A 24234-nucleotide genomic window follows, 5' to 3' on the forward strand; every position below is an offset into this window, starting at 1 on the left:
TTCTTACACGCCAACTTTTTCAAGTAGCTTGTTATTCTTTTCAACTGCTAATAGTCTATTTACAGCATTCACATATGCTTTTGCGGAAGCTTCTAATACATCTTGTGCTGAACCTCTTCCACTGCTTTCGAATTTATCATGTTTTATTTTTACAAATACCTCTGCAAGTGCATCACGTCCTGCACCAACTGATTGGATACGATAATCATCCAATGTAATGGAAATGCCAACACAACGCTCAAGTGTATTGTAAAGAGCTTCCACACTTCCTGAACCAGTTGCAGCTTCTTGAACTTGATTACCTTCGCGATCTGTTAAGGTAATCGTTGCAGTAGGGATTTGATTTGTTCCATATTGAACTTGCATTGACGTTAATTGGTAAGCATCTTCTACGTTTGCTACCTTTTCATTAACTAATAAAGTAACCAGATCTTCATCTGTAATTTCTTTCTTTCTATCTGCCAAATCTTTAAATTGCTTAAAAACAAGATTCAATTCTTGATCTTCTAGGGTATATCCTAATTCTGCGATTCGGTTTCGGAACGCATGTCTTCCAGAGTGTTTTCCTAGTACCATTGAATTCGATTTAACTCCAACTAATTCTGGAGTGATAATTTCATAAGTAGTCTTTTCCTTTAATACACCATCTTGGTGAATGCCAGATTCATGAGCATAGGCGTTTTTCCCAATTACTGCTTTGTTAGGAGGAACAATCATCCCAGTTAACTTGCTTACTAAGTCACTTGTACGCTTAATTTCATCTAGCTTTAATCGAGTGTTAGCTTTGTAAAAATCTTGGCGGATATGCAAGGCAACTGCTACCTCTTCTAGAGATGCATTTCCTGCTCTTTCTCCAATTCCATTAATTGTTCCTTCTACCTGTAATGCGCCATGTTCAACTGCTGATAATGAATTAGAAACAGCCATTCCAAGATCATCATGACAGTGTGTAGAAAGAATGACTTTATCAATATTTGGGACGTTATTTAACAGATACGTAAACATTTTGCCATACTCTTCTGGAGCTCCATAACCCACTGTATCAGGAAGGTTAATGACATTGGCCCCTGCATCTATGACTTCTTTAATAATTTTTGCTAAGAAGTCTAAGTCCGATCTACTTGCATCCTCTGCTGACCATTGGATAATCGGAAAGAATTTAGAAGCATATTTTACGCTTTCTACAGCGGTTTGAATTACTTGCTCAGGTGTCTGCTTAAGCTTATATTTCATGTGAATAGGGGATGTAGCGATAAAGGTGTGGAGACGAGGCTCCGCTCCACCCTTTAAAGCTCCCCAAGCTGCATCGATATCACTTTGTACAGCTCGTGCAAGACCTGTTACGGAAACATTTTTAATGATTTCAGCAATTTGTTTCACTGACTGAAAATCACCTTCAGAGGCAGCTGGAAATCCGGCCTCCATGACATCCACATTAAGTCGTTCCAGCTGCTTTGCTATTTCAAGTTTTTCATGTAAGTTTAAATTCACACCAGCAGACTGTTCTCCGTCTCGTAATGTAGTGTCAAAAATATTAATTTTCCGCACGGGCACCCACCACTTCTTTCACTTGTCTTTGTTTAACAAATGGCATCATTTCACGAAGCTTCTTACCTACTACTTCAATTTGATGTTCAGCTTCAATTTTGTTAATTGCATTAAATTCTGGACGATTCGCTTGGTTTTCTAAGATCCAACCCTTAGCAAACTTACCAGTTTGGATGTCTTTTAAGACTTCTTTCATTTCAGCTTTCACACTATCGTTCACGATACGTGGTCCAGTTACAAAGTCTCCCCATTGAGCTGTGTCAGAGATTGAGTATCTCATACCTGCTAAGCCATCTTCATACATTAAATCAACGATTAGTTTTAATTCATGTAAACATTCAAAGTATGCAACTTCGGGTTGGTATCCCGCATCAACTAATGTTTCGAATCCTGCTTTAACTAATGCAGAAACCCCTCCACATAATACTGCCTGTTCACCGAAAAGATCAGTTTCAGTTTCTTCTTTAAATGTAGTTTCAAGAACTCCTGCTCTTGCAGCTCCAATACCTTTTGCATAAGCTAGTGCAATTTCTTTTGCATTTCCAGTTACATCTTGCTCGATTGCGAATAGTGCTGGTACTCCTGCGCCTTCAGTATATGTACGACGCACTAGATGTCCTGGTCCTTTTGGAGCAACTAAGAATACATCAACGAAACTTGGAGGTACGATTTGGCTGAAATGAATGTTAAATCCATGTGCAAATACTAATGCATTTCCTGGCTTTAAGCCTGGCTCAATTTCTTCTTTATATACTTTCGGTTGATTTTCATCTGGTAGTAATACCATTACAACATCTGCTTGTTCAGCTGCTTCCTTAACTGAATATACTGGAAGGCCATCCGCTTTTGCTTGCTCAAAAGATTTTCCTTGACGTAAACCAACCACAACATCAATTCCACTTTCACGTAAGTTTAGTGCGTGTGCGTGTCCTTGTGAACCATACCCAATGATTGCAACCTTCTTGTTTTGTAAAGCAAAATCATTAACATCTCCGTTATAATATACCTTTGTCATTTTGTATTCTCTCCCTTAATAAATTTAGATTTTATATAGTAATGTGATTAAACCCATAGTCGTTGTTCAAAAGGGGTTTGTTAATTGACCTTTTGAAACTTTATACGATAGAAAAAGACTTCATATTCGAAACTACTTTTTGATTACCTCTTGTAAAGGCGGTTGTACCTGTACGGGCAATTTCTTTTATGCCGTATGGTTTTAACAGGTCAACTAAAGCTTCTATTTTTTCTGATTCACCAGTTACCTGAATAACTAAGCTATCCTTACTTACATCAATAATTGTTGCGCGGAAAGGATCTATCAGGCTATAAATCTCATTTCTATTAGAAGGACTGGATGCTACTTTTATAAGTGCAAGCTCCCTAGCAACAATGGCCTGATTCGTTATATCCATAACCTTAATAACATCAATTTGTTTATTTAATTGTTTTGTAATCTGTTCCACTACTGTTTCTTCATCGACATGGATCACAAATGTCATCCGGGATATTCCCTCTGTTTCAGAATGTCCCACTGTGATGCTTTCAATATTATAATGACGCTTTGTCAGCAGGCCTGTGATCCGATTTAAAACACCTGCACGGTTATTAACTAATAATGTGATAATTCTTTTCACAGCTTAACACCTACCATTTCGTGGTGACCTTTTCCTGGAGCAACCATTGGATACACATTTTCAAATGGAGTCACTCTAAAGTCCATTAAGACTGGTCCATCGTGTTCTAAAGCTTCTTTTAGGATTTGCTCTGCCTCTACTTCAGTAGTAGCCTTTAATCCTTTAATTCCGTATGCATCAGCTAACTTTATAAAATCAGGCTGGTTATGCAGTAAAGAATGGGAATATCTTTCTTTATAAAAGATTTGTTGCCATTGTCTTACCATTCCTAATGCTTGATTATTTAGAATGATAACTTTAATTGGAAGATTCAGTTCTTGAATAACAGAAAGTTCCTGAGATGTCATCTGGAAACCTCCATCTCCAAGAATCGCAACAACTGTCGAAGACCTTTCGGCAAGTTGTGCTCCGATACTAGAAGGTAAACCAAATCCCATTGTTCCTAAACCACCAGATGTTACCCATCGGTTTGGTTTAGTAAATTGATAGTATTGAGCTGCCCACATTTGATGCTGCCCAACATCGGTAGTAACAATTGCTTCACCATTTGTTTGTTCAAAGATAAGCTCTATTAATCTCTGAGGCTTCAACTCTTCATCAGATGGTTGGTAAACGAGTGGATATTCTGCCTTCCACCCTGCTAGCTTCTCTCTCCATTCCTGTGACTCTCCTGGTTTTCCATTTTGGTGGACCAAGCTCTTTAGAACCTCTCTTGCATCACCTACTACAGGAATCTTGGTTGGTATGTTTTTACCAATTTCTGCAGGGTCAATGTCAATATGTGCAACAGTTGCATTTGGAGCAAAATGTTGGAGATTTCCAGTTACCCTATCATCAAATCTTGCACCAATGCTTATTAATAAGTCACATTCGTGTAAGGCCATATTGGCTGTATACGTTCCGTGCATACCAGCCATTCCTAGATAAAGGGGATGATCTGCTGGAAATCCTCCTAATCCTAGGAGTGTATGTGCTAATGGAATATTTTGCTGTTCAACATATTCCTTTAATTCATTTGCTGCTTTCGCATGTAGTACCCCAGCCCCTGCCAGTATTACAGGCTTCTTCGCTTGGCTTACAGCCTCAACCAACTTTCGAATTTGTAAATGATTTGGTTGGATTGTTGGCTGATAGCCTGGTAAGTGAATGTCTTGGTCATAATCAAATTCAGCTTCATTTACCGTCATATCCTTTGGAATATCAATTAATACTGGTCCCGGTCTACCTGAAGTAGCGATGTAGAAAGCCTCTTTAATAATCCTTGGTAGGTCCTTAACGTCCCTTAATTGGTAACTATGTTTTGTAATCGGCATTGTAATTCCAAGGATATCCGCTTCTTGGAAAGCATCAGATCCAATTACCGTTGATGCAACCTGCCCTGTAAACACAACGAGTGGAAGTGAATCAATCATCGCATCTGTTAATCCAGTTACTATGTTGGTAGCCCCTGGCCCAGAAGTAGCAATGACTACACCTGGCTTTCCTGAAATTCTTGCATACCCTTCAGCTGCATGTATACTGCCTTGTTCATGCCTGGATAATACATGAAAAATACCTGAATCATATATACTATCGTAAATATTTAGTACAGCTCCGCCAGGGTATCCAAAAATGACTTCTACGTTCTCCCGCTTTAGTGCTTCAATTAGCATTTGAGATCCATTCATTTTTGTAGAAGCTTTACTTTGTTCTTCCACTTTTGCATTTACGCGCATTTTTTCTTACATCCCTTCCTTATATAGTTAAATGTAATTAATAAAAACTTGACATTCCTTGTTTACTTTAGCGAGTCCTAAAGTATTTAGGTATGTTTATGACTAAAAAAATAAATGCCAATCCACCCACTAGACCAATTTCTTGGTCGAAGGGGCGAAAAGGCATTTATCACTTTCCACGGTACCACCCTTGTTTATGATCAGAAGATCACCTCAGGAACAACGTTTTGTTGTTCATTTTGATAACGGGTGAGATTTTACCATACACCCGGTTAGCCCTACTAAACTAGATTTTCAAGCTAACACTCAGAGGTGAGTTCATCATACGGGATAACGCTGGCTTCCACCAATACCAGCTCTCTGGAGATATCATTCGTAAGACTACTTATCCTCTTCAACGTTTATGTTTATCTACTTTTTTTGCATTGTTTCATTATATGCACTACTGCTATCAATCAAAATCAGCTACAAGTCAAAAACATTCACTAACACATTGATTCAACCATTATCCCTTTAACACCTTTAAGCATAAACGCTTTACACTAGTGAAAGATAAGGTACAAAAAATAATCCAAATCCAGAACTTCCATCTCACTTTTTGAGGATGGATTGGTTATGTTAGGATTGTTCTTATGGTGTCAAATTCACACTCTTAAGCTTTCTTTTCTTTCAAAAGAAATATTTATATTAGAGCCTATATTACGCCCATTTTTTATCAGAGTCAACACTATTTTAGAGAATTGTTAGATAATTTTGATTAGTGAAATACAGTGAATCCGCTTACAACTTTGGTGCGACGCGGTTTCCGATAAAAAAGAATTTTTGAATAATTTGTGAAAAGTATTTTATGGTGATAGACAACATTATCTAGCAACTTTGCGAGGATTTTTAGCATTTATATTTAGAAGATAAAAATAAAAACACTTCTACTAAATAGAAGTGTTTGCTAATTATGTAATATGGCGTCCCAGGAGAGATTCGAACTCCCGACCGTACGCTTAGAAGGCGTATGCTCTATCCGGCTGAGCTACTGGGACATTAACTTTTTTCAATTCGCTGTTCCAAACTCATTAGCGACATTTTTTATTATAGTCACATAAGAATCATATGTCAACAACTTTTGAATATTTTTTTTGGAAGAGGGAGTAAAATTTTACTCCCAAATATATTTTATCGTAATGTTACCTTTGTGGAAAGCTCTTTGATAACATTCCCTTCAGTATCATAAAAATCTATTTCTGCACGTTTGTCTTGTACGTTTACTATAACATATGTTTTTTCTTTTCGCATTCTTGGCATTCGAATGCTTCCCGGATTAATAAATAAAATATCTTCAACTAGTTCAGCACCTGCAATATGTGAATGACCGAAACAAACGATAGAAGCCCCAACCTCCTGAGCACGATATGCAAGATTCATCAAGGTCATTTTCACATTATATAAGTGACCGTGAGTGAGATATACCTTTTCTCTATCTAATAGAACGACCATATCATCCTGGTAATTGGAATCAAAATCACAGTTTCCTCTGACAGCTGAAAAACCACTCATTTCCTCAGATCGAGAAGAAAGCTCAGAATCCCCTAGGTGGAACATAAAATCAACTTCATCCTTATGTCGTTCCTTAATTTCTGTTAGTTCCTTCATTAAACCATGACTGTCACTAATAATTAGTATCTTCATTATCCTAGCTCCTCGTGACCTTTAAGGAGCTCGTCCAATTTCCTAAGTGCATTTCCACGATGACTAATTTGATTTTTCTCATCCTTAGACAACTCCGCCATCGTTTTACCTTTTTCAACAACAAAAAAGATTGGGTCATAGCCAAAACCATTCTCACCAATTGGCTTTTCCGTAATAACGCCTTCGCAGGTACCTTCCACTATCTTAGATTTCTTCCCAGGGATCGCTAATGCAAGTGCACAATGAAACCTAGCCGCCCTATTTTCTTTCGGCACTCCCTGTAGTTCACTTAATACCTTATTAAGATTATCGATATCACTTTTATGCTCACCAGCGTATCTTGCAGAATAAACACCAGGTCTGCCATCAAGATAATCTATCGCCAGTCCAGAATCATCCGCAATAACTGGTATATGTAATTTGGAACAAATGGCCTCTGCCTTAATCTGCGCGTTCTCTGCGAAGGTGATACCGGTCTCCTCAATATCTTCTATGTTTGGGTAATCGAGCAAGGATTTTACAACAGTCCCTTTACTTTCAAATAAATCACTAAATTCCTTTACTTTTCCTTTATTCTTGGTAGCAATCATTATTTCCTTCACGCTATGAATCCTTCTTTCCTATTAATTCTGCTACATCGCCTAAGGATTCTTTTTGAGCCGAAATCAGCTCCTGTATCCCTTTTTCAGCTAATTCTAGTAATGTAGATAACTGCTTACGAGTAAAAGTAGATTCTTCTCCAGTTCCTTGGAGTTCAACAAATTCCCCTTCTCCGGTCATGACTACATTCATATCGACGTCTGCAGCTGAATCTTCTATGTAATTTAAATCAAGTATTTCTCCTTTTTCCGGATCAACTCCAACAGAAATAGCGGCCAAAAAATCAGTTATAGGAAATGATTTTACCTTTTTATCCTGATAGGTCTTATAAACAGCAAGAACCATCGCCACAAAAGCACCAGTAATTGAAGCTGTTCGGGTTCCTCCATCAGCTTGAATCACGTCACAATCAATCCAGATTGTTCTTTCACCAAGTACTTCTAAGTTGACTACAGAGCGAAGTGCCCTTCCTATTAATCGTTGAATTTCCATCGTCCTACCTGATACTTTCCCCTTGGTAGATTCACGCATATTACGCTGCTCAGTCGCTCTTGGTAGCATCGAATATTCTGCCGTAATCCATCCCTTCCCAGAGCCACGCATAAATGGGGGAACTCGGTCATCAATACTTGCATTGCAGATCACCTTTGTATCTCCTACTGTTACTAAAACGGACCCTTCTGGATGCTTAATATAGTTCAATTCAAATTGAATTGGTCGTAATTGATCGTTCGTTCGTCCATCTACCCTCAAGCATGTAACCTCCTAACTTCAGTAAAATGGTGCAGCTTATTACTGCCCCACCATTCCTTATATAGTATAGCAAATTTCCATTTTTATATCGCACCCATAAAAAAAAGGATGTGAACCATGTCACATCCGAAACTTTTTAGAAACTTCCAGTATTCACATTTGTTGGACGAGTTACTGGTTCAGTAAGTGATTTTCCATCCTCAGTAACAACATCTGCACTTCCATTTACAGTGATTGATACTCCCTTAATTTCTGGTTGCTCGGTTAAGGATAAAACTAATGAGTTTATAACATGTTTTGAAATCATTTTTTCATTAAAGGCACCAAAGATTGCTTCATTAAAATCTAAAGTTACTTTACCATCTTCCATACTTGAATCTAGTAATTCTACATTCTGATGTATATCACTAATAAGGTTTGATGTAATATTCGGCCCATCAATTAATGCATTTACAACTGCAGCTACTTGGTCGTCACCTGTATTTTCAATTCGCTTTGTTACTGGTACATAGTACTCTGCATCTTCATTTTGAACATAAAAATATAAAGTTACCGGACGGCTATTTGTAATATCGACGACCTCACTATTATCAATATTAATACCGTCTGCTCTGCTTAAATCAGCCGGGATCGGTGTACTGTTAACAGGCATTTCTTCTAATACATGACCATTCACACTGATCACTACGTTTTTCACATTATCGAATTGTGTTAAAGTCCACGTAATTGCTTGTAATATTTTCGCTTCGTCCTCTGCATTGTATGTGCCAAACTCTTTCGAGAAGTCAGCAGTAATTGTCCCGTCTTTCAAATTAACACTTACTTCAGTATCCTGTGGGATGACCGCTCTGAAACCATCTGGCAGTATTTCATTAATTGGTCCTCCCGCTACTAAATATTGAAGTACTTGTTTCGCGGCACCATCTTCTTTAGGAAGATCAACAGCATACGGTACAACTAACCCATTTTCATCAATGAGAAATAGGTCACGCTTGACGGTTTCAGTTGTAGCCTCTTCTTGGTCTGTACCTTCAGTAGCTTCCTCTTTGTTTTGATCTTCCCCTTTTGCAACTGTCTCATCCACGGCTTCAGTTTGTGGTGGATCCATTTGCTTTACTTCTTCTTCTCCACCAAATAAGCCACATCCTGAGAGTAGCACTGTTGACGTTACGACTGTTGCAGCTATTGTTGTTTTAGTTATTTTACGCATTCTTTTCCCTCCTAAGGCAGTTTGTACTACTATGTATACGAGCCCTAATTTTAAATTAGACCGCTTTTTCGCGAAAAAATTGGACAAATTGTTTGATTTTTAGCAAGTTATAGATTGAAAAGTAGTAGATGGAAGATTTACAATTATTTTAAGCTTATGAAAGGAAGTGTTTTTTATTGATTATCAAAACTCGTTTTAAACCTCTAGAATTACAACTCCTTAGATGTCTACATACTCGGGGAAAAGCTACTGAAAAAGTAGATGGCCAAATCACTAGTCTTGAAAAAGGATATATTGGTGAAGAGCTATTTGATCAAAAGTTAGTAAGCCTCACAATTGATTGCCTCATCCTCAATGACTTACTACTCGAAACTAATAACACCTATTATCAGATTGACTCACTCCTCATTTCTGAACACAAGATTCATATCTTTGAAGTAAAAAACTATGAAGGCGATTATGTGATTAATGGAGATCGCTGGCAAAATTTAATAACTGAGAAGGAGATCAAGAACCCCCTTCTGCAACTTATGCGAAGTGAATCCCTCTTTAGACAATTACTCAAGCAACTTGGATCTAATCTCACAGTCGAAGGTCACCTTGTTTTCATCAACCCTGGGTTTTTCCTCTACCAAGCTCCACCGAACCTGCCTATTATCTATCCATCACAACTAACTCGGTTTATGAACTCGTTAAATACACAGTCCTCGCGAATAGTTGAGAAACATCATAAGTTCGCGAAAAAACTTCTAACACTACATATAAAGGAATCCCCCTTTTCATTGTTACCAGCGTATAGTTTTGACGAGCTCGAGAAAGGGATTTTGTGTGGGAGTTGTGACAAGGGATTTATGAGTAATGAAAATCAACATAAATTAACTTGCTCTAGATGTGGTAGTTGGGAAGGTAAGGAAATTGCTGTGCTGAGAAGCATAGAGGAATTTGATCATCTTTTTCCAGATATGAAGATTACGGTAAGTACTATATTTGAATGGTGTAAGGTAATTAAAGATAAAAAGACGATTAGAAAAATACTTTCAAAAAAATACAAATTAATTCAGTTAGGAAGATCATCTTATTATGAAAGGCGCATTTAAGTCTTTTCTAACACTTATTTGTGCAGGGAAGATCTCTTAAAGAGATGATTGTTACACAATCTTAGTTTTGGGGTCTTAGTGCGGATATGTAATTGTTTGGTTTCTTACCCCACTTTGTACTAGATCTCCGTGTGAAGGTACGATTAGACCGGTTTCTTACCTTCACCTCAATCTTGAAAGCTGTGTGAGTGTACGATTAGGCTCGTTTCTTACCTTCATTTTGATCCAGAGCGCCGTGTGGTGGTACGATTAGGCTCGTTTCTTACCTTCACTTCAATCCAGAGGGCCGTGTGGTGGTACGATTAGGCTCGTTTCTTACCTTCCTTCAATCCAGAGCGCCGTGTGGTGGTACGATTAGGCTCGTTTCTTACCTTCCTTCAATCCAGAGCGCCGTGTGGTGGTACGATTAGGCTCGTTTCTTACCTTCCTTCAATCCAGAGCGCCGTGTGGTGGTACGATTAGGCTCGTTTCTTACCTTCACTTCGATCCAGAACGCCATGTGGTGGTACGATTAGGCTCGTTTCTTACCTTCACTTTGATCCAGAACGCCGTGTGGTGGTACGATTAGGCTCGTTTCTTACCTTCACTTTGATCCAGAACGCCGTGTGGTGGTACGATTAGGCTCGTTTCTTACCTTCACTTCGATCCAGAACGCCATGTGGAGGTACGATTAGGCTCGTTTCTTACCTTCATTTTGATCCAGAGGGCCGTGTGGTGGTACGATTAGGCTCGTTTCTTACCTTCACTTTGATCCAGAACGCCGTGTGGTGGTACGATTAGGCTCGTTTCTTACCTTCACTTCAATCCAGAGCGCCGTGTGGTGGTACGATTAGGCTCGTTTCTTACCTTCACTTCGATCCAGAACGCCATGTGGAGGTACGATTAGGCTCGTTTCTTACCTTCATTTTGATCCAGAGGGCCGTGTGGTGGTACGATTACTCGATACTCACCCTCTTACTAAGAGAAAACAAGTCCAGAGGCTATGCTTAGTAATCCTATTAGAAATCGTGACAAACAAAAAAAGCCCCATCACGGGACTCCATCATAATCATATACACTTACAATTTTACAGATTTGACATTCTCCACAGGTTCTTCAAACCAATTGGTTGCAATTCGTTGGAAGATTTCCTTTTCACCGGTTGTGAGGAACAGATGATTTTTACTTGACGAGATGTCTTTGTTTAACATGCCACTATAGAATAGAACCGTGCTGACTTCACGTGCTGTTTCAGCTCCGGAATCAATAAGGTTAATTTTATCTCCAAGGAAGTCTTGGATCGTCGGACGGAGAAGTGGATAATGTGTACAGCCTAGGATAAGTGTGTCAATTTCCTTACCTTTTAACACTTCAAGGGACTCTGCCACAATTTGTTCCGCTTTTGCCCCAACGAATTCTCCAGCCTCCACGATTGGAACAAATCGAGGGCATGCGTGACTTTCTACTTGAATTTGATTGTTGATTGATTTGAGTGCATCTTCATATGCACCACTTTCAATCGTATTGAGGGTTCCGATTACCCCAACATAATGATTTTTTGTTACCTTTAAGGCTGTTCTAGCTCCAGGGTAGACTACACCAATTACCGGTATGGAAAGCTCTGCTTGAATTTCATCTAACACCAAGGCAGTTGCTGTATTGCATGCGATGACAAGCATTTTTATTTCATGGGACAATAAATAATTCGTCAGCTCCCACGTAAACTGACGAACCTCTTCTTTTGGTCTTGGCCCATATGGGCATCTCGCATTATCACCTAAGTATATGATTTCTTCGTTCGGTAATTGTCTTATAATTTCTCGAGCCACGGTTAGACCGCCCACTCCGGAGTCTATAATTCCAATTGGTCTTTTCAAATGATTCGCCTCATTCTACTCGCATTTCTTGATGTAATTTTCTTAGACTTTTCTCTAATTGTATAACTTCATCTCCTGAGAAGTTCTCCATAATTTCTTGAAGGTAATCTTGTCTTTTCTTGATTACTTCTTCAATAATACGTTCTCCTTCCTCAAGTAAATGAATTCGTACAACACGACGATCTTTTGGGTCTTTTACACGAACAACTAGATTATTTTTTTCCATCCTGTCAACAAGATCGGTTGTTGTACTGCAAGCTAAATACATTTTATTAGATAATTCGCCGATTGTCATGTCTCCATGTTCTAGTAACCATTGAAGAGCAATAAATTGAGGTGTTGTAATTGTAAAATTACTTAAGATTTCACGGCCTTTTTGTTTAATAATTCCTGAGATATAACGTAGTGATTTTTCGATATCTGCAATTACTTGGTTGTCCTTGGTTTCATTACTCTCTTTAACAGTCATTACATCCTCTCCTAGTAAAATGATTTAGTGGAAAAATTCAACTGTGCCTCTCTCTTTACCACAGCTGAGAAGTGTATTATTGGCTACTAATACTTTTTTAGAAAAAAGTCTATATTAGTCTTATTTTCTACTTTTTTCTCACAAAAAGCAAGTTGAAGTTATATGTAGTCTACTAAATAAGTAACCGGCTACCTTACGCATTGTAAAAGGTAGCCGGTGATGCCTTAAAGTTCAAGTTCTCCCATACGAAGGAGCTCTACAACTGCTTGAGAACGCCCCTTAACTCCCAGCTTCTGCATCGCATTCGATATGTGGTTACGAACTGTTTTTTCGCTAATGAATAGTTCACTTGCGATATCTTTCGTTGTCTTGTCTTGAACTAATAATTCAAAAACTTCTCTCTCTCTTTTTGTTAGTAGCGGTTTTGGTTGAAACTCTTTCTCCTTCAAGTATTGTAACCCTCCTTGCTAAGGTTCGAGCTGAACTACTGGATGGGTATATATTTAGTCACAATATAGTATGAGAAGGAGAGGGTTGCTGTGACTGTTATAAGATTGATATGTAGACTTTTTCGCGTCTATTTTTTGATGTATTGGAATATTCGTTCTACTAAGCTCATACAATATAGATTAACGTATTTTAAACGATTGCTTCAACTCTTCAGTCCATGGTTCGCCTTTTCCGGTTAATTTAGACATTTGAACTAGTACACTCTTCCCTACAAAACAGATTGATCCATCTTTCGCTTCAGCCATATAATGAATATCCATTGAGGAATTGCCAAATTGATTAATTTTAACATACAGCTTTAATTCCTCACCGAAAAATACCTGTTTCAAATAATCACATTGCTGGCTTGCGACTACTGGAATTGTATCACTCGACTTTTCAGTCCATTTTTGCATGAGTCCTATATGTTGAAAAAATTGGATTCGTGCCTCTTCAAAGTAGGTAAAGGGTACTGTGTTATTTAAATGTCCAAACATATCTGTTTCAGAAAAGCGTACTTGAATTGGTTGGTAAAAATCAAATGTATTCTTCCATGTCTCAAAATTATCAATATACGTAACTTGTTTCATTCCAATAGCTCCCTTACATAAGATTATTCAAGAGTGTGTAAAGTGGTGCCTTGTTTCAATTGGAAAACGTGGAAAATCAAGATTCACATGCCGCTTATCCGGTTCGAGAGCAATGATTTCATATAGATAAAAAACACTCCTCCACTTTACATGAAGGAGTGCAGTTATTTTTCTATTAGACTTGGTCACTACCAAACATATCTCTAAATGCTTGAATTGTAGTGTCTCTGTTTAAAGCGGCAATTGATGTTGTAAGTGGAATCCCTTTTGGACAAGACTGCACACAGTTTTGTGAGTTACCGCAGTTAGCAAGTCCTCCATCTCCCATAATTGCTTCCAAACGTTCAGATTTATTCATTGCACCAGTTGGATGGGCGTTGAATAAACGAACTTGAGATAAAGGAGCAGGTCCCATGAAATCAGATTTGCTGTTTACATTTGGACATGCTTCTAAACAAACGCCACAAGTCATACATTTTGATAATTCATATGCCCATTGACGTTTCTTCTCAGGCATACGCGGTCCAGGACCCAAGTCGTACGTACCGTCAATTGGAATCCATGCTTTCACTTTTTTCAGTGAATCAAACATTCTCTTACGGTCGACCTGTAAGTCACGTACCACTGGGAAGGTTCTCATTGGTTCTAGCTTGACTGGTTGCTCAAGTTGATCAATTAGAGCAGAACATGACTGACGCGGCTTGCCATTAATAATCATTGAACAAGCACCGCAAACCTCTTCTAAACAGTTCATATCCCAAGAAATTGGAGCTACCTTGTTTCCATTGATATCAACCGGGTTACGACGAAATTCCATCAATGCAGAAATAACGTTCATATTCGGACGATATGGTACCTTAAATTTTATAACATAAGGATCGGAATCGGGAGTTTCCTGACGAGTAACATGAAATTCAACCATTTTTTCACTCATCTTACTTTTCCTCCTTTTTCTTTGTATAGTCACGTTTACGAGGTGCGATTAATGAAGTATCTACTTCTTCATAATGGAAAGAAGGAGCAGTATTTTTACCAGTAAATTTAGCCATTGTAGTCTTCAAGAAGTCCTCGTCATTACGATCAGGGAACTCTGGCTTATAATGCGCTCCACGGCTTTCATTACGGTTGTATGCACCTATTGTAATAACACGTGCAAGCTGTAACATATTTTGTAATTGACGTGTAAATGTAGCACCTTGGTTACTCCATTTAGCAGTGTCATTAATATTGATGTTTTGGTAACGTTCTAAAAGCTCTTGTAGCTTTTCATCAGTCTTTAATAACTTGTCATTGTAACGAACAACAGTTACGTTATCTGTCATCCATTCACCAAGTTCCTTATGAAGTACGTAAGCATTTTCAGTTCCATCCATTGCCATGATGTTATCCCATTTTTCTTGTTCTTGTTTTACATAGCCATCGAATACTGACTGAGGAATGGAATCTGTACCTTTTTTAAGTCCACTAATGTATTCAACTGCATTAGGACCAGCAACCATACCACCATAAATAGCAGATAATAATGAGTTAGCACCTAGGCGGTTTGCACCATGCTGTGAGTAATCACATTCACCAGCTGCAAATAATCCAGGGATATTTGTCTGTTGATGATCATCAACCCATAAACCACCCATTGAATAGTGTACAGCAGGGAAAATTTTCATTGGAACTTTACGTGGATCATCGCCCATGAATTTTTCATAGATCTCAATAATTCCACCTAATTTAATATCAAGCTCTTTCGGATCTTTGTGTGATAGATCAAGGTATACCATGTTTTCACCATTGATACCAAGCTTCATATCTACACATACAGAGAAAATTTCACGTGTTGCAATATCACGTGGAACTAGGTTTCCATAAGCAGGATATTTTTCTTCTAGGAAGTACCATGGCTTACCATCTTTGTAAGTCCATACTCGTCCACCTTCACCACGAGCAGATTCACTCATTAAGCGGAGTTTATCATCTCCAGGAATTGCCGTTGGGTGAATTTGAATGAACTCACCGTTTGCATAATATGCGCCTTGTTGATAAACAATAGATGCAGCAGAACCAGTATTAATGATTGAGTTTGTTGTTTTACCAAAGATAATTCCAGGACCACCAGATGCCATGATAACAGCATCAGCAGGAAATGATTTAATTTCCATTGTATAAAGGTCTTGTGCAACAACGCCACGACAAACTCCTTCGTCGTCGAGAATAACTCCCAAGAACTCCCAGCCTTCATATTTTGTTACAAGGCCAGCAACTTCATGGCGACGAACTTGCTCATCTAATGCATAGAGCAATTGTTGTCCAGTAGTTGCACCAGCAAATGCGGTACGGTGATGTTGAGTTCCACCGAAACGACGGAAATCAAGCAGACCTTCTGGAGTACGGTTAAACATTACACCCATACGGTCCATTAAGTGAATGATTCCTGGCGCTGCCTCACACATTGCCTTTACTGGCTTTTGGTTTGCCAAGAAATCTCCACCGTATACTGTGTCATCAAAATGGATCAAAGGAGAATCGCCTTCACCTTTTGTATTTACAGCACCATTTATCCCACCTTGTGCACAAACAGAGTGAGATCGTTTTACAGGTACGAGTGAAAATAAATCAACTTGTGTTCCTTCTTCAGCAGCCTTGATGGTAGCCATTAAACCAGCTAATCCACCGCCGACTACGATAACTTTTCCTTTACTCAAAGTTACTCACTCCCCAATAAAGAGATCGTTCAATTGTCAAACTAGTGAACGGTCATATTTTAAAAGATCAAATACGCATTGGCGTATTTGCCCGAATTTCATTGCCCACACGAGGTGGGTCAGAAAGAACGTTGCCACATGATGTGACGCTCTTAGTCTTGAACTAATACTCAAAGATTTCCTTTAGAAATTAAATGAATGCAAGTATTGTAGACACACCTACGTATGTTAACGCTACAAAAATAATCATAGTTACATATGTTGCTACTTTTTGAGAACGAGGAGTTACCGTTAGTCCCCAACTTACTGCAAATGACCAAAGACCATTCGCAAAGTGGAAGATGGTAGAGATTACCCCAACTAGGTAGAATGTAATCATCCAAGGTGAACTCAAGATATCTTCCATCATGTTAAAGTTAACTTCCGCACCAAAAGCTGCGGCAATTCTCGTTTCCCATACATGCCAAGCAACAAAAATTAGAGTAATTATACCGGACACACGTTGTAGTGCAAACATCCAGTTACGGAAAAAGCTATAATTGCTCACATTGTTTTTTGCTGTAAAGGCAATATAGAGACCGTAAATTGCATGAAATAATAATGGTAAATAAATAACAAAAATTTCTAAGAAAAGTTTAAACGGAAGACTTTCCATAAAATGAGTAGCACCGTTATAAGCCTCTTCTCCTCTTGTCGCAAAATTATTCACTACTAAATGCATCACTAAAAATAAACCTACAGGTATTACACCTAGTAATGAATGAAGCCTGCGATTAAAAAATTCACGATTTCCTGCCATGCTTTACCCCCCTTAATAATAAACCGCGCCGCAAAGGCACTCCTTTTTAAAAAAACTCATCCCGCATAATTATGTTAAAAAGGACGATATAAAAACTGATAATTGAAAACCCTTGCATGAACCTACATACTAAACCAAAATTGGTAAATGTATGTAGAAGATTTTCTTTTATCAGTATAATGTAACAAATACATTTTACCCCCATAAAGCAAGAGCGTCAAGGAAACATATCCACAAATTATTCACGAAAATGATAATATTTGTACACTTTTTACAAACTTAATTACGCATAAAATTCCGATTCATTATGACAAAATGAAACAAAAAAATCATGTGTTTCTTATCCCCTCATGTTATATAATAAAGAATGGAGAAAGAGGGGAATGCAGTGAAGAACATCAACATCAATGAACAAAATGTAAATTCAACTGAACAGTCCATTTCAGTTTTTGGGTATGAGCTAATACGTGAAATCTTACTTCCTGACATACTTGGGAAAGAGACTCCACAGATTTTGTATTGGGCTGGAAAAAACCTTGCTCGAAAATTCCCCTTACCGTCGGTTGAAGAAATCATCTCGTTCTTCGAAGATGCTGGTTGGGGAGACCTTAAACTTAAACGTTCAGATAAAAAAACAATGGAATTTCATTTAGACGGAACAATCGTTTCTTCACGTTTCAAACGGAAGGACATTTGTACGTTTCATCTCGAGTCTGGTTTTCTTGCACAACAAATACAACAACAACGTAACCAAATTACTGAAAGCTATGAACAGCAGAAAAGAAGAGCTCAAAAAGTAATTTTCACTCTCAAATGGGATCAAAAAGATAATACGGAAGAGTAAACCTGCACAAAGTTGTGGATTTATGAAAAATCGGGCTGTTTATAGGTATTTTACCACCTATGAACTGCCCGATTTTTTTATTTTACAATTTCACTTTTGCCTTCTCTTCTTCAACAGCAGCCAGATTAAATGCATCATGTAATGCTTCAACCGCGCGTACCATCTTATTTTGCTCAACGACAGTTGAAACTTTGATTTCTGACGTACTTACCATTTTTACTTCAATGTTTTCCTGTGCGAGTACCTGGAACATATCAGCAGCAACCCCTGGATTTGAGACCATCCCAGAACCAACAATAGAAACTTTAGACAATCCGTCCTCGTGCTGTACTTCTTCATATTGTAATAAATCTTTGTTATTTTCTAGTACAGTAAGTGTATCTTTTAAATCTGGTGTTTTTACTGAAAAAGATATGTTTTGATGATCTTGATCAGTTGTGTTCTGAATTATAATATCAACATTCAAACCATTTTTTGCAAGGGTACCAAAAATGGTTGAAAGAGTGTGTAACTCATTTGGTAAACCAATCACAGTAACTCGTGTAATTTGGTCTTCAAAAGCAATCCCTCTAATAACTAAACTTTTTTCCATTGAAACTTCCTCCTCGATGATGGTTCCATTTTCAAATTCTAAACTTGAACGGACTTCAAGTGGCATCTCAAAATTTTTCGCAAATTCCACAGCACGTGGGTGTAATACACCAGCACCCAGGTTAGCAAGTTCAAGCATTTCATCATACGAAATCGAGTGAAGCTTACGTGCTGTTGGAACAACGCGAGGATCCGTCGTATAGACGCCCGTCACATCTGTGTAGATATCACATTTATCAGCATTTAATGCTGCTGCCAAAGCTACTGCAGTTGTATCAGAGCCTCCACGGCCAAGTGTTGTAATATCACCAGAGCCACTTATTCCTTGGAATCCAGCAACCACCACGATTTTCCCTTCATTCAGCCGATCGCTCACCCTTGATACTTCAATATTCTGGATACGAGCATTGCTATGTATAGCCTCTGTTTCGATTCCAGCCTGCCACCCTGTATAGGATACAGATTCATAGCCTCTCTCTTGTAGTGCCATCGATAATAGGGCAATCGTAACCTGTTCCCCCGTACTTAAAAGCATATCCATTTCACGTTTACTTGGTGAGGTGGTTATCTCACTTGCGAGGCTAACTAGTTGATCTGTTGTTTTTCCCATTGCTGAAACAACAACGACAACTTGGTTACCTGCTTGCACTTCTTGAATAACTCGTTGCGCTACATTTTTAATTCTCTCTGGTGACCCTACTGAAGTGCCTCCAAATTTTTGAACAATAATCCCCATGCCCTCAACCTCTTTTCTAAATAATCATGTGCATCATCATGCTGTTTTGAATTGGTTACCTCTATTTGCATACATCTTTTCTACAAAGTAATGTAAAAAAAACAGCAATGAGAGATTCTCTCATTGCTGTGATATACGTAAAAACGATTCACATCGTGAGATAGCCCTCCAAGACTTTGCATCTTGACAGTCTCATGTCTCTTAAACATAAAACCAGCAAAAAAAGGTATGAGCCTTTTCTTACTTCGGCAAACTTTCCTTTCAGCAATTTTCACTAGGGCTCATCCCCCTCCAATTGCATACTGATAAAGTTTGCACCTCTATCGTCACTTCAACGTGCTGAAGTGTCATATTATATTAGTTAGGATTATATCAGACTATTTTTAATATAGCAATCATTTATTCCTTTAATTTTTCAAAGATAGCTTCTGCAGTAGATCTTGGAATGCTAGCTTCTTGTAATTCCTCTACCGTTGCCTCCCGCATCCTTTTAATAGAGCCAAAATGTTTTAATAAAGCCTTTTTACGTTTTTCTCCAACACCTGGTATATTATCCAGCACGGATTGAAATGCATTTTTCCCTCGGATTTGTCGATGGAATGTAATTGCAAAACGATGGACTTCATCTTGAATCCGTTGAAGAAGATAGAATTCTTGACTATTTCGAGGAAGCTCCACAATAGAAGGTGGGTCTCCAATTAGAAGTTCTGAGGTCCTATGCTTTTCATCTTTAGCGAGACCAGCTAATGGGATTTCTAATCCTAGCTCGTTTTCAAGAATATCTCTCACTGCTGCAAGATGACCTTTTCCTCCATCAATGATAATTAAGTCGGGCAGCGGAAGGTTTTCCTTTAATGCACGAGAATACCTTCTACGGACGACCTCTCTCATTGATTCATAGTCATCAGGTCCCTTAACTGATTTTATTTTATACTTTCGATATTCTTTCTTGTCCGGCTTTCCATCAGTAAACACTACCATAGCCGAAACAGGATCTGTACCTTGAATATTAGAGTTATCAAAAGCCTCAATTCGGTGTGGTGTATAAATCCCTAACGTCTGACCAAGGTTCTCCACCGCATTAATCGTTCGTTCTTCGTCGCGTTCTATGAGGGCAAATTTCTCTGTAAGTGCAATTTTTGCATTTTTCGTGGCAAGTTCAACTAGTTGTTTTTTCTTGCCTCTACTTGGCTGTTGAACGGATACTTCTAGTAATTGCTCTACTATCTCTTTATCAATTGAACTCGGAAGTAGGATTTCCTTTGGCTTGAAGTGGTCTTCTCTTAAATAAAATTGACCTAAAAATGTTAAAAAGTCTTGTTCGGGCTCATTGTAAATAGGAAACAAAGAAACATCACGTTCAATTAATTTTCCTTGGCGAATAAAGAATACCTGAACACACATCCAACCCTTGTCATAGGAATATCCAAACACATCACGATCGATAAAGTCTGTCATTGTCATCTTTTGTTTTTCCATTGTTGTTTCAATATGTGATATTTGATCCCGGTATTCCTTTGCTCTTTCAAAATCTAGCTCTTCAGATGCCTTCATCATTTTTTCGGTTAATTCTACTTTTATATCCTTATATCCACCATTTAAGAAGCGAATAATATCGTCTACCATTTTCTTATTTGTTTCTTCAGACACCTCGTTTACACATGGTGCCAGACATTGTCCAATATGATAGTACAAACAAACCTTATCTGGTAGAGTCGAGCATTTTCGCAAAGGATAGATTCGATCCAATAGTTTTTTTGTTTCAGTTGCTGCTTGTACATTCGGGTATGGCCCAAAATATTTCCCTTTATCTTTTTTAACCTTACGAGTTATTAGTAGGCGCGGGTGCTTTTCAGCAGTTATCTTGATAAAAGGATACGTCTTGTCATCCTTAAGCATAATATTATATTTTGGATCGTGTTTTTTAATTAGGTTTATTTCAAGAAGCAGTGCTTCAATATTTGATGATGTTACAATATATTCAAAGTCCTCAATCTCATTAACAAGTCGAAGTGTTTTACCATCGTGAGAGCCTGTAAAATAAGATCGAACCCGGTTTTTTAACACTTTTGCTTTACCAACATATATCACGGTTCCTTGGCGGTCTTTCATTAAATAACAACCAGGCTGGTCCGGTAATATTGCTAGTTTTTCTTTGAGATGTTCGTGAATAGTAACCACCCCATCTATCTATAAAATAAGTAAGCCGTACCTTATATTTTAACATGTTTACGGAGAAGTTTAACCTGAAAAATAAGGAATTATTGAGCAAACAAAAAAACAGCCTGAGGCTGTTTTTTATCAGTATTGCCGGAGGCTTATTTTAGTAGAGCCTCTATTGATTATCTTAATAGTGTGCAGAAAGTTTACCAGCAAGAGCTTCTTTTGGTTGGTAACCAACGACTTTATCTACAACTTCACCGTTTTTGAAAACAAGTAAAGTTGGGATGCTCATTACACCAAACTTTGCAGCTGTTTCTTGATTATCATCTACATCAAGCTTAACAATTTTAACTTTATCTCCAATTTCAGTGTCTAATTCTTCTAACACTGGAGCAATCATTTTACAAGGTCCACACCAAGGTGCCCAAAAATCAGCTAATACTAATCCTTCACTTGTTTCTGCATCAAAATTTTGGTCTGTAACATTTGTTATAGCCATTCTAACCCCTCCTATAAATAACAACTTTGAAATTCTACCAAGAGTATACCATCTAGATATTCATTTTACGAATGTTTTGCTTCATAAGTGAATGTTTATAAAATCAGCAAATGATTATACATGTCATTTCGTCATTCAAAATCATTTTTCCCCAGTTTTTAGCTAGTTATGTATCAAAATATTGATGCTAGGCATCAACTACTTGTATTCTAAACCAAAAAAAAGACGCCCAAAGGACGTCTTTTTGCGTATTGCGGCGAGAGACAGCACTCCACATAGTGCCTTGCCAAACGGCGTGTCAATCTCGACTTATGCAAATCAGCTCATCGCTTGATAAGTATAACATATTCCTTTTAAAAGTAAAATGGAAGAGTTTGTATAGCTCCATTCTTACCTTTATGCATTTACTTTTAATTTTTTAAATTCTTCTGTCAGCATTGGGACAACTTCAAATAGATCGCCCACGATACCATAATCAGCAACTTTAAAGATATTTGCCTCTGGATCTTTGTTAATCGCCACAATAACTTTTGAGTTTGACATTCCTGCTAGGTGTTGGATTGCGCCTGAAATACCACATGCGATATACAGGTCAGGTGTTACAACTTTCCCTGTTTGACCAATTTGAAGTGAATAGTCACAGTAGTCTGCATCACATGCACCTCTAGAAGCCCCAACCGCTCCACCAAGTACATTCGCAAGTTCTTTTAATGGTTCAAATCCATCCGCACTTTTCACTCCACGACCACCCGCAATGACTACTTTTGCTTCAGATAGGTCCACCCCTTCTGTCGCCTTTCGAACTACTTCTTTCACGATTGTTCGTAAATCTTTTATTTCTACAGATACAGATGAAACTTCGCCTGTTCGTGATTCATCTTTCTGAAGAGGAGCAATATTGTTCGGCCTTACAGTAGCAAAAATGATTCCTTCAGTAACAATTTTCTTTTCAAATGCTTTTCCGGAATAGATTGGGCGAGTAAACACTATGTTTCCGCCTGCACTTTCTATAGACGTTACATCTGAAATTAGACCTGAATTAAGCTTTCCTGCAATTTTTGGTGAAAGATCCTTCCCTAATGCAGTATGCCCAAAAACCATTCCCTCAGGTGATTCAGATTCAATAACAGCTAGTAATGCTTGCGAGAAACCGTCTGGTGTATATGAACTTAATTTTGGATCCTCAACAGTCACAACACGGTCTGCCCCATATTGGATCAACTCGTTTCCTAATGAACCAACAGACTCGCCTACTAAAACTGCAACTACTTCTCCACCCTCCGCCACTGTTTTACCAGCCGCGATTGCTTCAAAAGATACGTTACGTAACGCACCATCACGAACTTCTCCTAGAACTAATACTTTTCTTGACATTATGCGTAACCCCCTAGATTAGTTGAGTGAAATTTAGAAATCATGTACATTGCTTTTAAAGGATTGAAGATTATACAACCTTTGCTTCTGAATGAAGAAGTGATACAAGTTCCTTAACTTGATCTGCTAGCTCTCCTTCAAGTACTCTGCCAGCCTCTTTTTTAGGTGGTAGATAAATTTCAATCGTTTTTGTTTTAGCTTCCACGTCGTCTTCTTCTAGATCTAAATCGTCTAACTCAAGCTCATCTAGTGGCTTTTTCTTAGCCTTCATAATACCTGGTAAAGATGGATAGCGTGGTTCATTTAACCCCTGTTGACAAGTAACCAGTAGTGGTAAGGAAGTCTCAATTACTTCAGAATCACCTTCAACGTCTCTCACTACAGTTACCTTTGAACCATCTACATCAAGTTTTGTGATAGTCGTTACATAAGGAATATTTAGCAATTCCGCTACGCGTGGGCCGACTTGTCCAGAACCACCGTCGATTGCAACATTACCACTTAAAATAATATCTGCATCCTTATCTTTTAAATACTCTGCTAAGATCTTTGCGGTTGTGAACTGATCTCCATAATCAAGATCATCTTCCGTGTTTATTAGTACAGCTTTATCTGCACCCATTGCTAATGCAGTACGTAGTTCTTTGTCAGCTTCGTCAGTGTCAGCTACAGTTACAACTGTCACTTCTCCACCATTCGCATCACGTAATTGGATTGCTTCTTCTACGGCATACTCATCATAAGGATTTATAATAAACTCAGCACCATCTTCACTGATTTGGCCATTGCTTACAACAATTTTTTCTTCAGTATCAAATGTTCTTTTCAAAATAACAAAGATGTTCATGGATTTCCCTCCTAAAGGTTTTGTGCATTGTTTGAGTTTTA

At 38.2% G+C, this 24234-nt stretch carries 22 protein-coding genes, 1 tRNA gene, 1 riboswitch and 1 other annotated feature; of the genes, 2 read left to right on the forward strand and 21 right to left on the reverse strand.

Annotated features, from left to right (window positions below; all coding sequences use genetic code 11):
• Window positions 1-3 precede the first annotated feature (3 nt).
• The 9 genes from ACWNMY_RS04945 to ACWNMY_RS04985 form a co-directional block, all read right to left on the reverse strand.
• Window positions 4-1548, reverse strand: a complete 1545-nt coding sequence (locus ACWNMY_RS04945; RefSeq protein WP_449537166.1) for a 2-isopropylmalate synthase — start codon at window positions 1546-1548, stop codon at window positions 4-6.
• A complete protein-coding gene (gene ilvC, locus ACWNMY_RS04950; protein ID WP_449537167.1) occupies window positions 1535-2563 on the reverse strand; it encodes a ketol-acid reductoisomerase in 1029 nt (342 codons plus the stop codon). Before ilvC ends, ACWNMY_RS04945 begins: the two co-directional genes overlap by 14 nt.
• Before the next feature lie 100 nt (window positions 2564-2663).
• Complete coding sequence (gene ilvN, locus ACWNMY_RS04955; RefSeq protein ID WP_449537168.1) at window positions 2664-3182, reverse strand: acetolactate synthase small subunit; 519 nt, start codon at window positions 3180-3182, stop codon at window positions 2664-2666.
• Window positions 3179-4897: an acetolactate synthase large subunit gene (ilvB, locus tag ACWNMY_RS04960; RefSeq protein ID WP_449537169.1), complete on the reverse strand. Its 1719-nt coding sequence runs from the start codon at window positions 4895-4897 to the stop codon at window positions 3179-3181. The genes ilvN and ilvB overlap by 4 nt, the downstream gene beginning before the upstream one ends.
• Before the next feature lie 147 nt (window positions 4898-5044).
• Window positions 5045-5304, reverse strand: a binding site (T-box leader).
• A gap of 553 nt (window positions 5305-5857) precedes the next feature.
• Window positions 5858-5934, reverse strand: a tRNA-Arg gene (locus tag ACWNMY_RS04965).
• Window positions 5935-6067: 133 nt separating this feature from the next.
• Complete coding sequence (locus ACWNMY_RS04970; RefSeq protein ID WP_449537170.1) at window positions 6068-6580, reverse strand: metallophosphoesterase family protein; 513 nt, start codon at window positions 6578-6580, stop codon at window positions 6068-6070.
• Window positions 6580-7182, reverse strand: a complete 603-nt coding sequence (locus ACWNMY_RS04975) for an XTP/dITP diphosphatase (protein ID WP_449537171.1) — start codon at window positions 7180-7182, stop codon at window positions 6580-6582. Before ACWNMY_RS04975 ends, ACWNMY_RS04970 begins: the two co-directional genes overlap by 1 nt.
• A 1-nt stretch (window position 7183) precedes the next feature.
• Complete coding sequence (gene rph / locus ACWNMY_RS04980) at window positions 7184-7933, reverse strand: ribonuclease PH (protein ID WP_449537172.1); 750 nt, start codon at window positions 7931-7933, stop codon at window positions 7184-7186.
• Window positions 7934-8069: 136 nt separating this feature from the next.
• Complete coding sequence (locus ACWNMY_RS04985) at window positions 8070-9143, reverse strand: GerMN domain-containing protein (protein ID WP_449537173.1); 1074 nt, start codon at window positions 9141-9143, stop codon at window positions 8070-8072.
• A 176-nt stretch (window positions 9144-9319) separates the two neighbouring features.
• Here ACWNMY_RS04985 and ACWNMY_RS04990 point away from each other — a divergent pair, with 176 nt between their 5' ends.
• Entirely contained in the window at window positions 9320-10240 is a 921-nt protein-coding gene (locus tag ACWNMY_RS04990) for a nuclease-related domain-containing protein (RefSeq protein ID WP_449537174.1), read from the forward strand.
• Window positions 10241-11298: 1058 nt separating this feature from the next.
• Here the strand turns inward: ACWNMY_RS04990 and racE are convergent.
• The 7 genes from racE to ACWNMY_RS05025 all read right to left on the reverse strand — a co-directional run bounded on the left by racE (window position 11299) and on the right by ACWNMY_RS05025 (window position 17139).
• Window positions 11299-12096: a glutamate racemase gene (racE, locus tag ACWNMY_RS04995; RefSeq protein WP_449537175.1), complete on the reverse strand. Its 798-nt coding sequence runs from the start codon at window positions 12094-12096 to the stop codon at window positions 11299-11301.
• A 10-nt stretch (window positions 12097-12106) separates the two neighbouring features.
• Complete coding sequence (locus tag ACWNMY_RS05000; protein WP_449537176.1) at window positions 12107-12565, reverse strand: MarR family winged helix-turn-helix transcriptional regulator; 459 nt, start codon at window positions 12563-12565, stop codon at window positions 12107-12109.
• Between the two features lie 224 nt (window positions 12566-12789).
• Window positions 12790-13014: a spore germination transcription factor GerE gene (gene gerE, locus ACWNMY_RS05005; RefSeq protein ID WP_010678342.1), complete on the reverse strand. Its 225-nt coding sequence runs from the start codon at window positions 13012-13014 to the stop codon at window positions 12790-12792.
• Between the two features lie 180 nt (window positions 13015-13194).
• Window positions 13195-13644, reverse strand: coding sequence for an acyl-CoA thioesterase (locus ACWNMY_RS05010; protein ID WP_449537177.1), 450 nt, complete (start codon window positions 13642-13644; stop codon window positions 13195-13197).
• Window positions 13645-13819: 175 nt separating this feature from the next.
• The gene (sdhB, locus tag ACWNMY_RS05015; protein ID WP_449537178.1) at window positions 13820-14578 is read right to left on the reverse strand and encodes a succinate dehydrogenase iron-sulfur subunit; all 759 of its coding nucleotides are present in this window, start codon (window positions 14576-14578) and stop codon (window positions 13820-13822) included.
• Between the two features lies 1 nt (window position 14579).
• A complete protein-coding gene (sdhA, locus tag ACWNMY_RS05020) occupies window positions 14580-16340 on the reverse strand; it encodes a succinate dehydrogenase flavoprotein subunit (protein WP_449537179.1) in 1761 nt (586 codons plus the stop codon).
• A 190-nt stretch (window positions 16341-16530) separates the two neighbouring features.
• A complete protein-coding gene (locus ACWNMY_RS05025; RefSeq protein WP_449537180.1) occupies window positions 16531-17139 on the reverse strand; it encodes a succinate dehydrogenase cytochrome b558 subunit in 609 nt (202 codons plus the stop codon).
• A 367-nt stretch (window positions 17140-17506) separates the two neighbouring features.
• Here ACWNMY_RS05025 and ACWNMY_RS05030 point away from each other — a divergent pair, with 367 nt between their 5' ends.
• Window positions 17507-17983, forward strand: a complete 477-nt coding sequence (locus ACWNMY_RS05030; RefSeq protein WP_449537181.1) for a YslB family protein — start codon at window positions 17507-17509, stop codon at window positions 17981-17983.
• A gap of 82 nt (window positions 17984-18065) precedes the next feature.
• On the opposite strand, the gene ACWNMY_RS05035 is transcribed toward ACWNMY_RS05030, so the two are convergent.
• The 5 genes from ACWNMY_RS05035 to ACWNMY_RS05055 form a co-directional block, all read right to left on the reverse strand.
• Window positions 18066-19310 (reverse strand): aspartate kinase, encoded by a 1245-nt coding sequence (locus ACWNMY_RS05035; protein WP_449537182.1) that lies wholly within the window; start codon window positions 19308-19310, stop codon window positions 18066-18068.
• A gap of 153 nt (window positions 19311-19463) precedes the next feature.
• Window positions 19464-19641: riboswitch (Lysine riboswitch) on the reverse strand.
• Window positions 19642-19709: 68 nt separating this feature from the next.
• Entirely contained in the window at window positions 19710-21482 is a 1773-nt protein-coding gene (gene uvrC / locus ACWNMY_RS05040; protein ID WP_449538390.1) for an excinuclease ABC subunit UvrC, read from the reverse strand.
• Between the two features lie 175 nt (window positions 21483-21657).
• Window positions 21658-21972 carry a thioredoxin gene (gene trxA / locus ACWNMY_RS05045; RefSeq protein ID WP_449537183.1) on the reverse strand — a complete coding sequence of 105 codons (315 nt, stop codon included), beginning with the start codon at window positions 21970-21972 and terminating at the stop codon, window positions 21658-21660.
• 396 nt (window positions 21973-22368) lie between these two features.
• Window positions 22369-23346, reverse strand: a complete 978-nt coding sequence (locus tag ACWNMY_RS05050) for an electron transfer flavoprotein subunit alpha/FixB family protein (RefSeq protein ID WP_449537184.1) — start codon at window positions 23344-23346, stop codon at window positions 22369-22371.
• Window positions 23347-23416: 70 nt separating this feature from the next.
• Window positions 23417-24193 (reverse strand): electron transfer flavoprotein subunit beta/FixA family protein, encoded by a 777-nt coding sequence (locus ACWNMY_RS05055; RefSeq protein ID WP_449537185.1) that lies wholly within the window; start codon window positions 24191-24193, stop codon window positions 23417-23419.
• Window positions 24194-24234: the final 41 nt, after the last annotated feature.

The sequence above is a fragment of the Ferdinandcohnia sp. Marseille-Q9671 genome, from assembly GCF_976954385.1.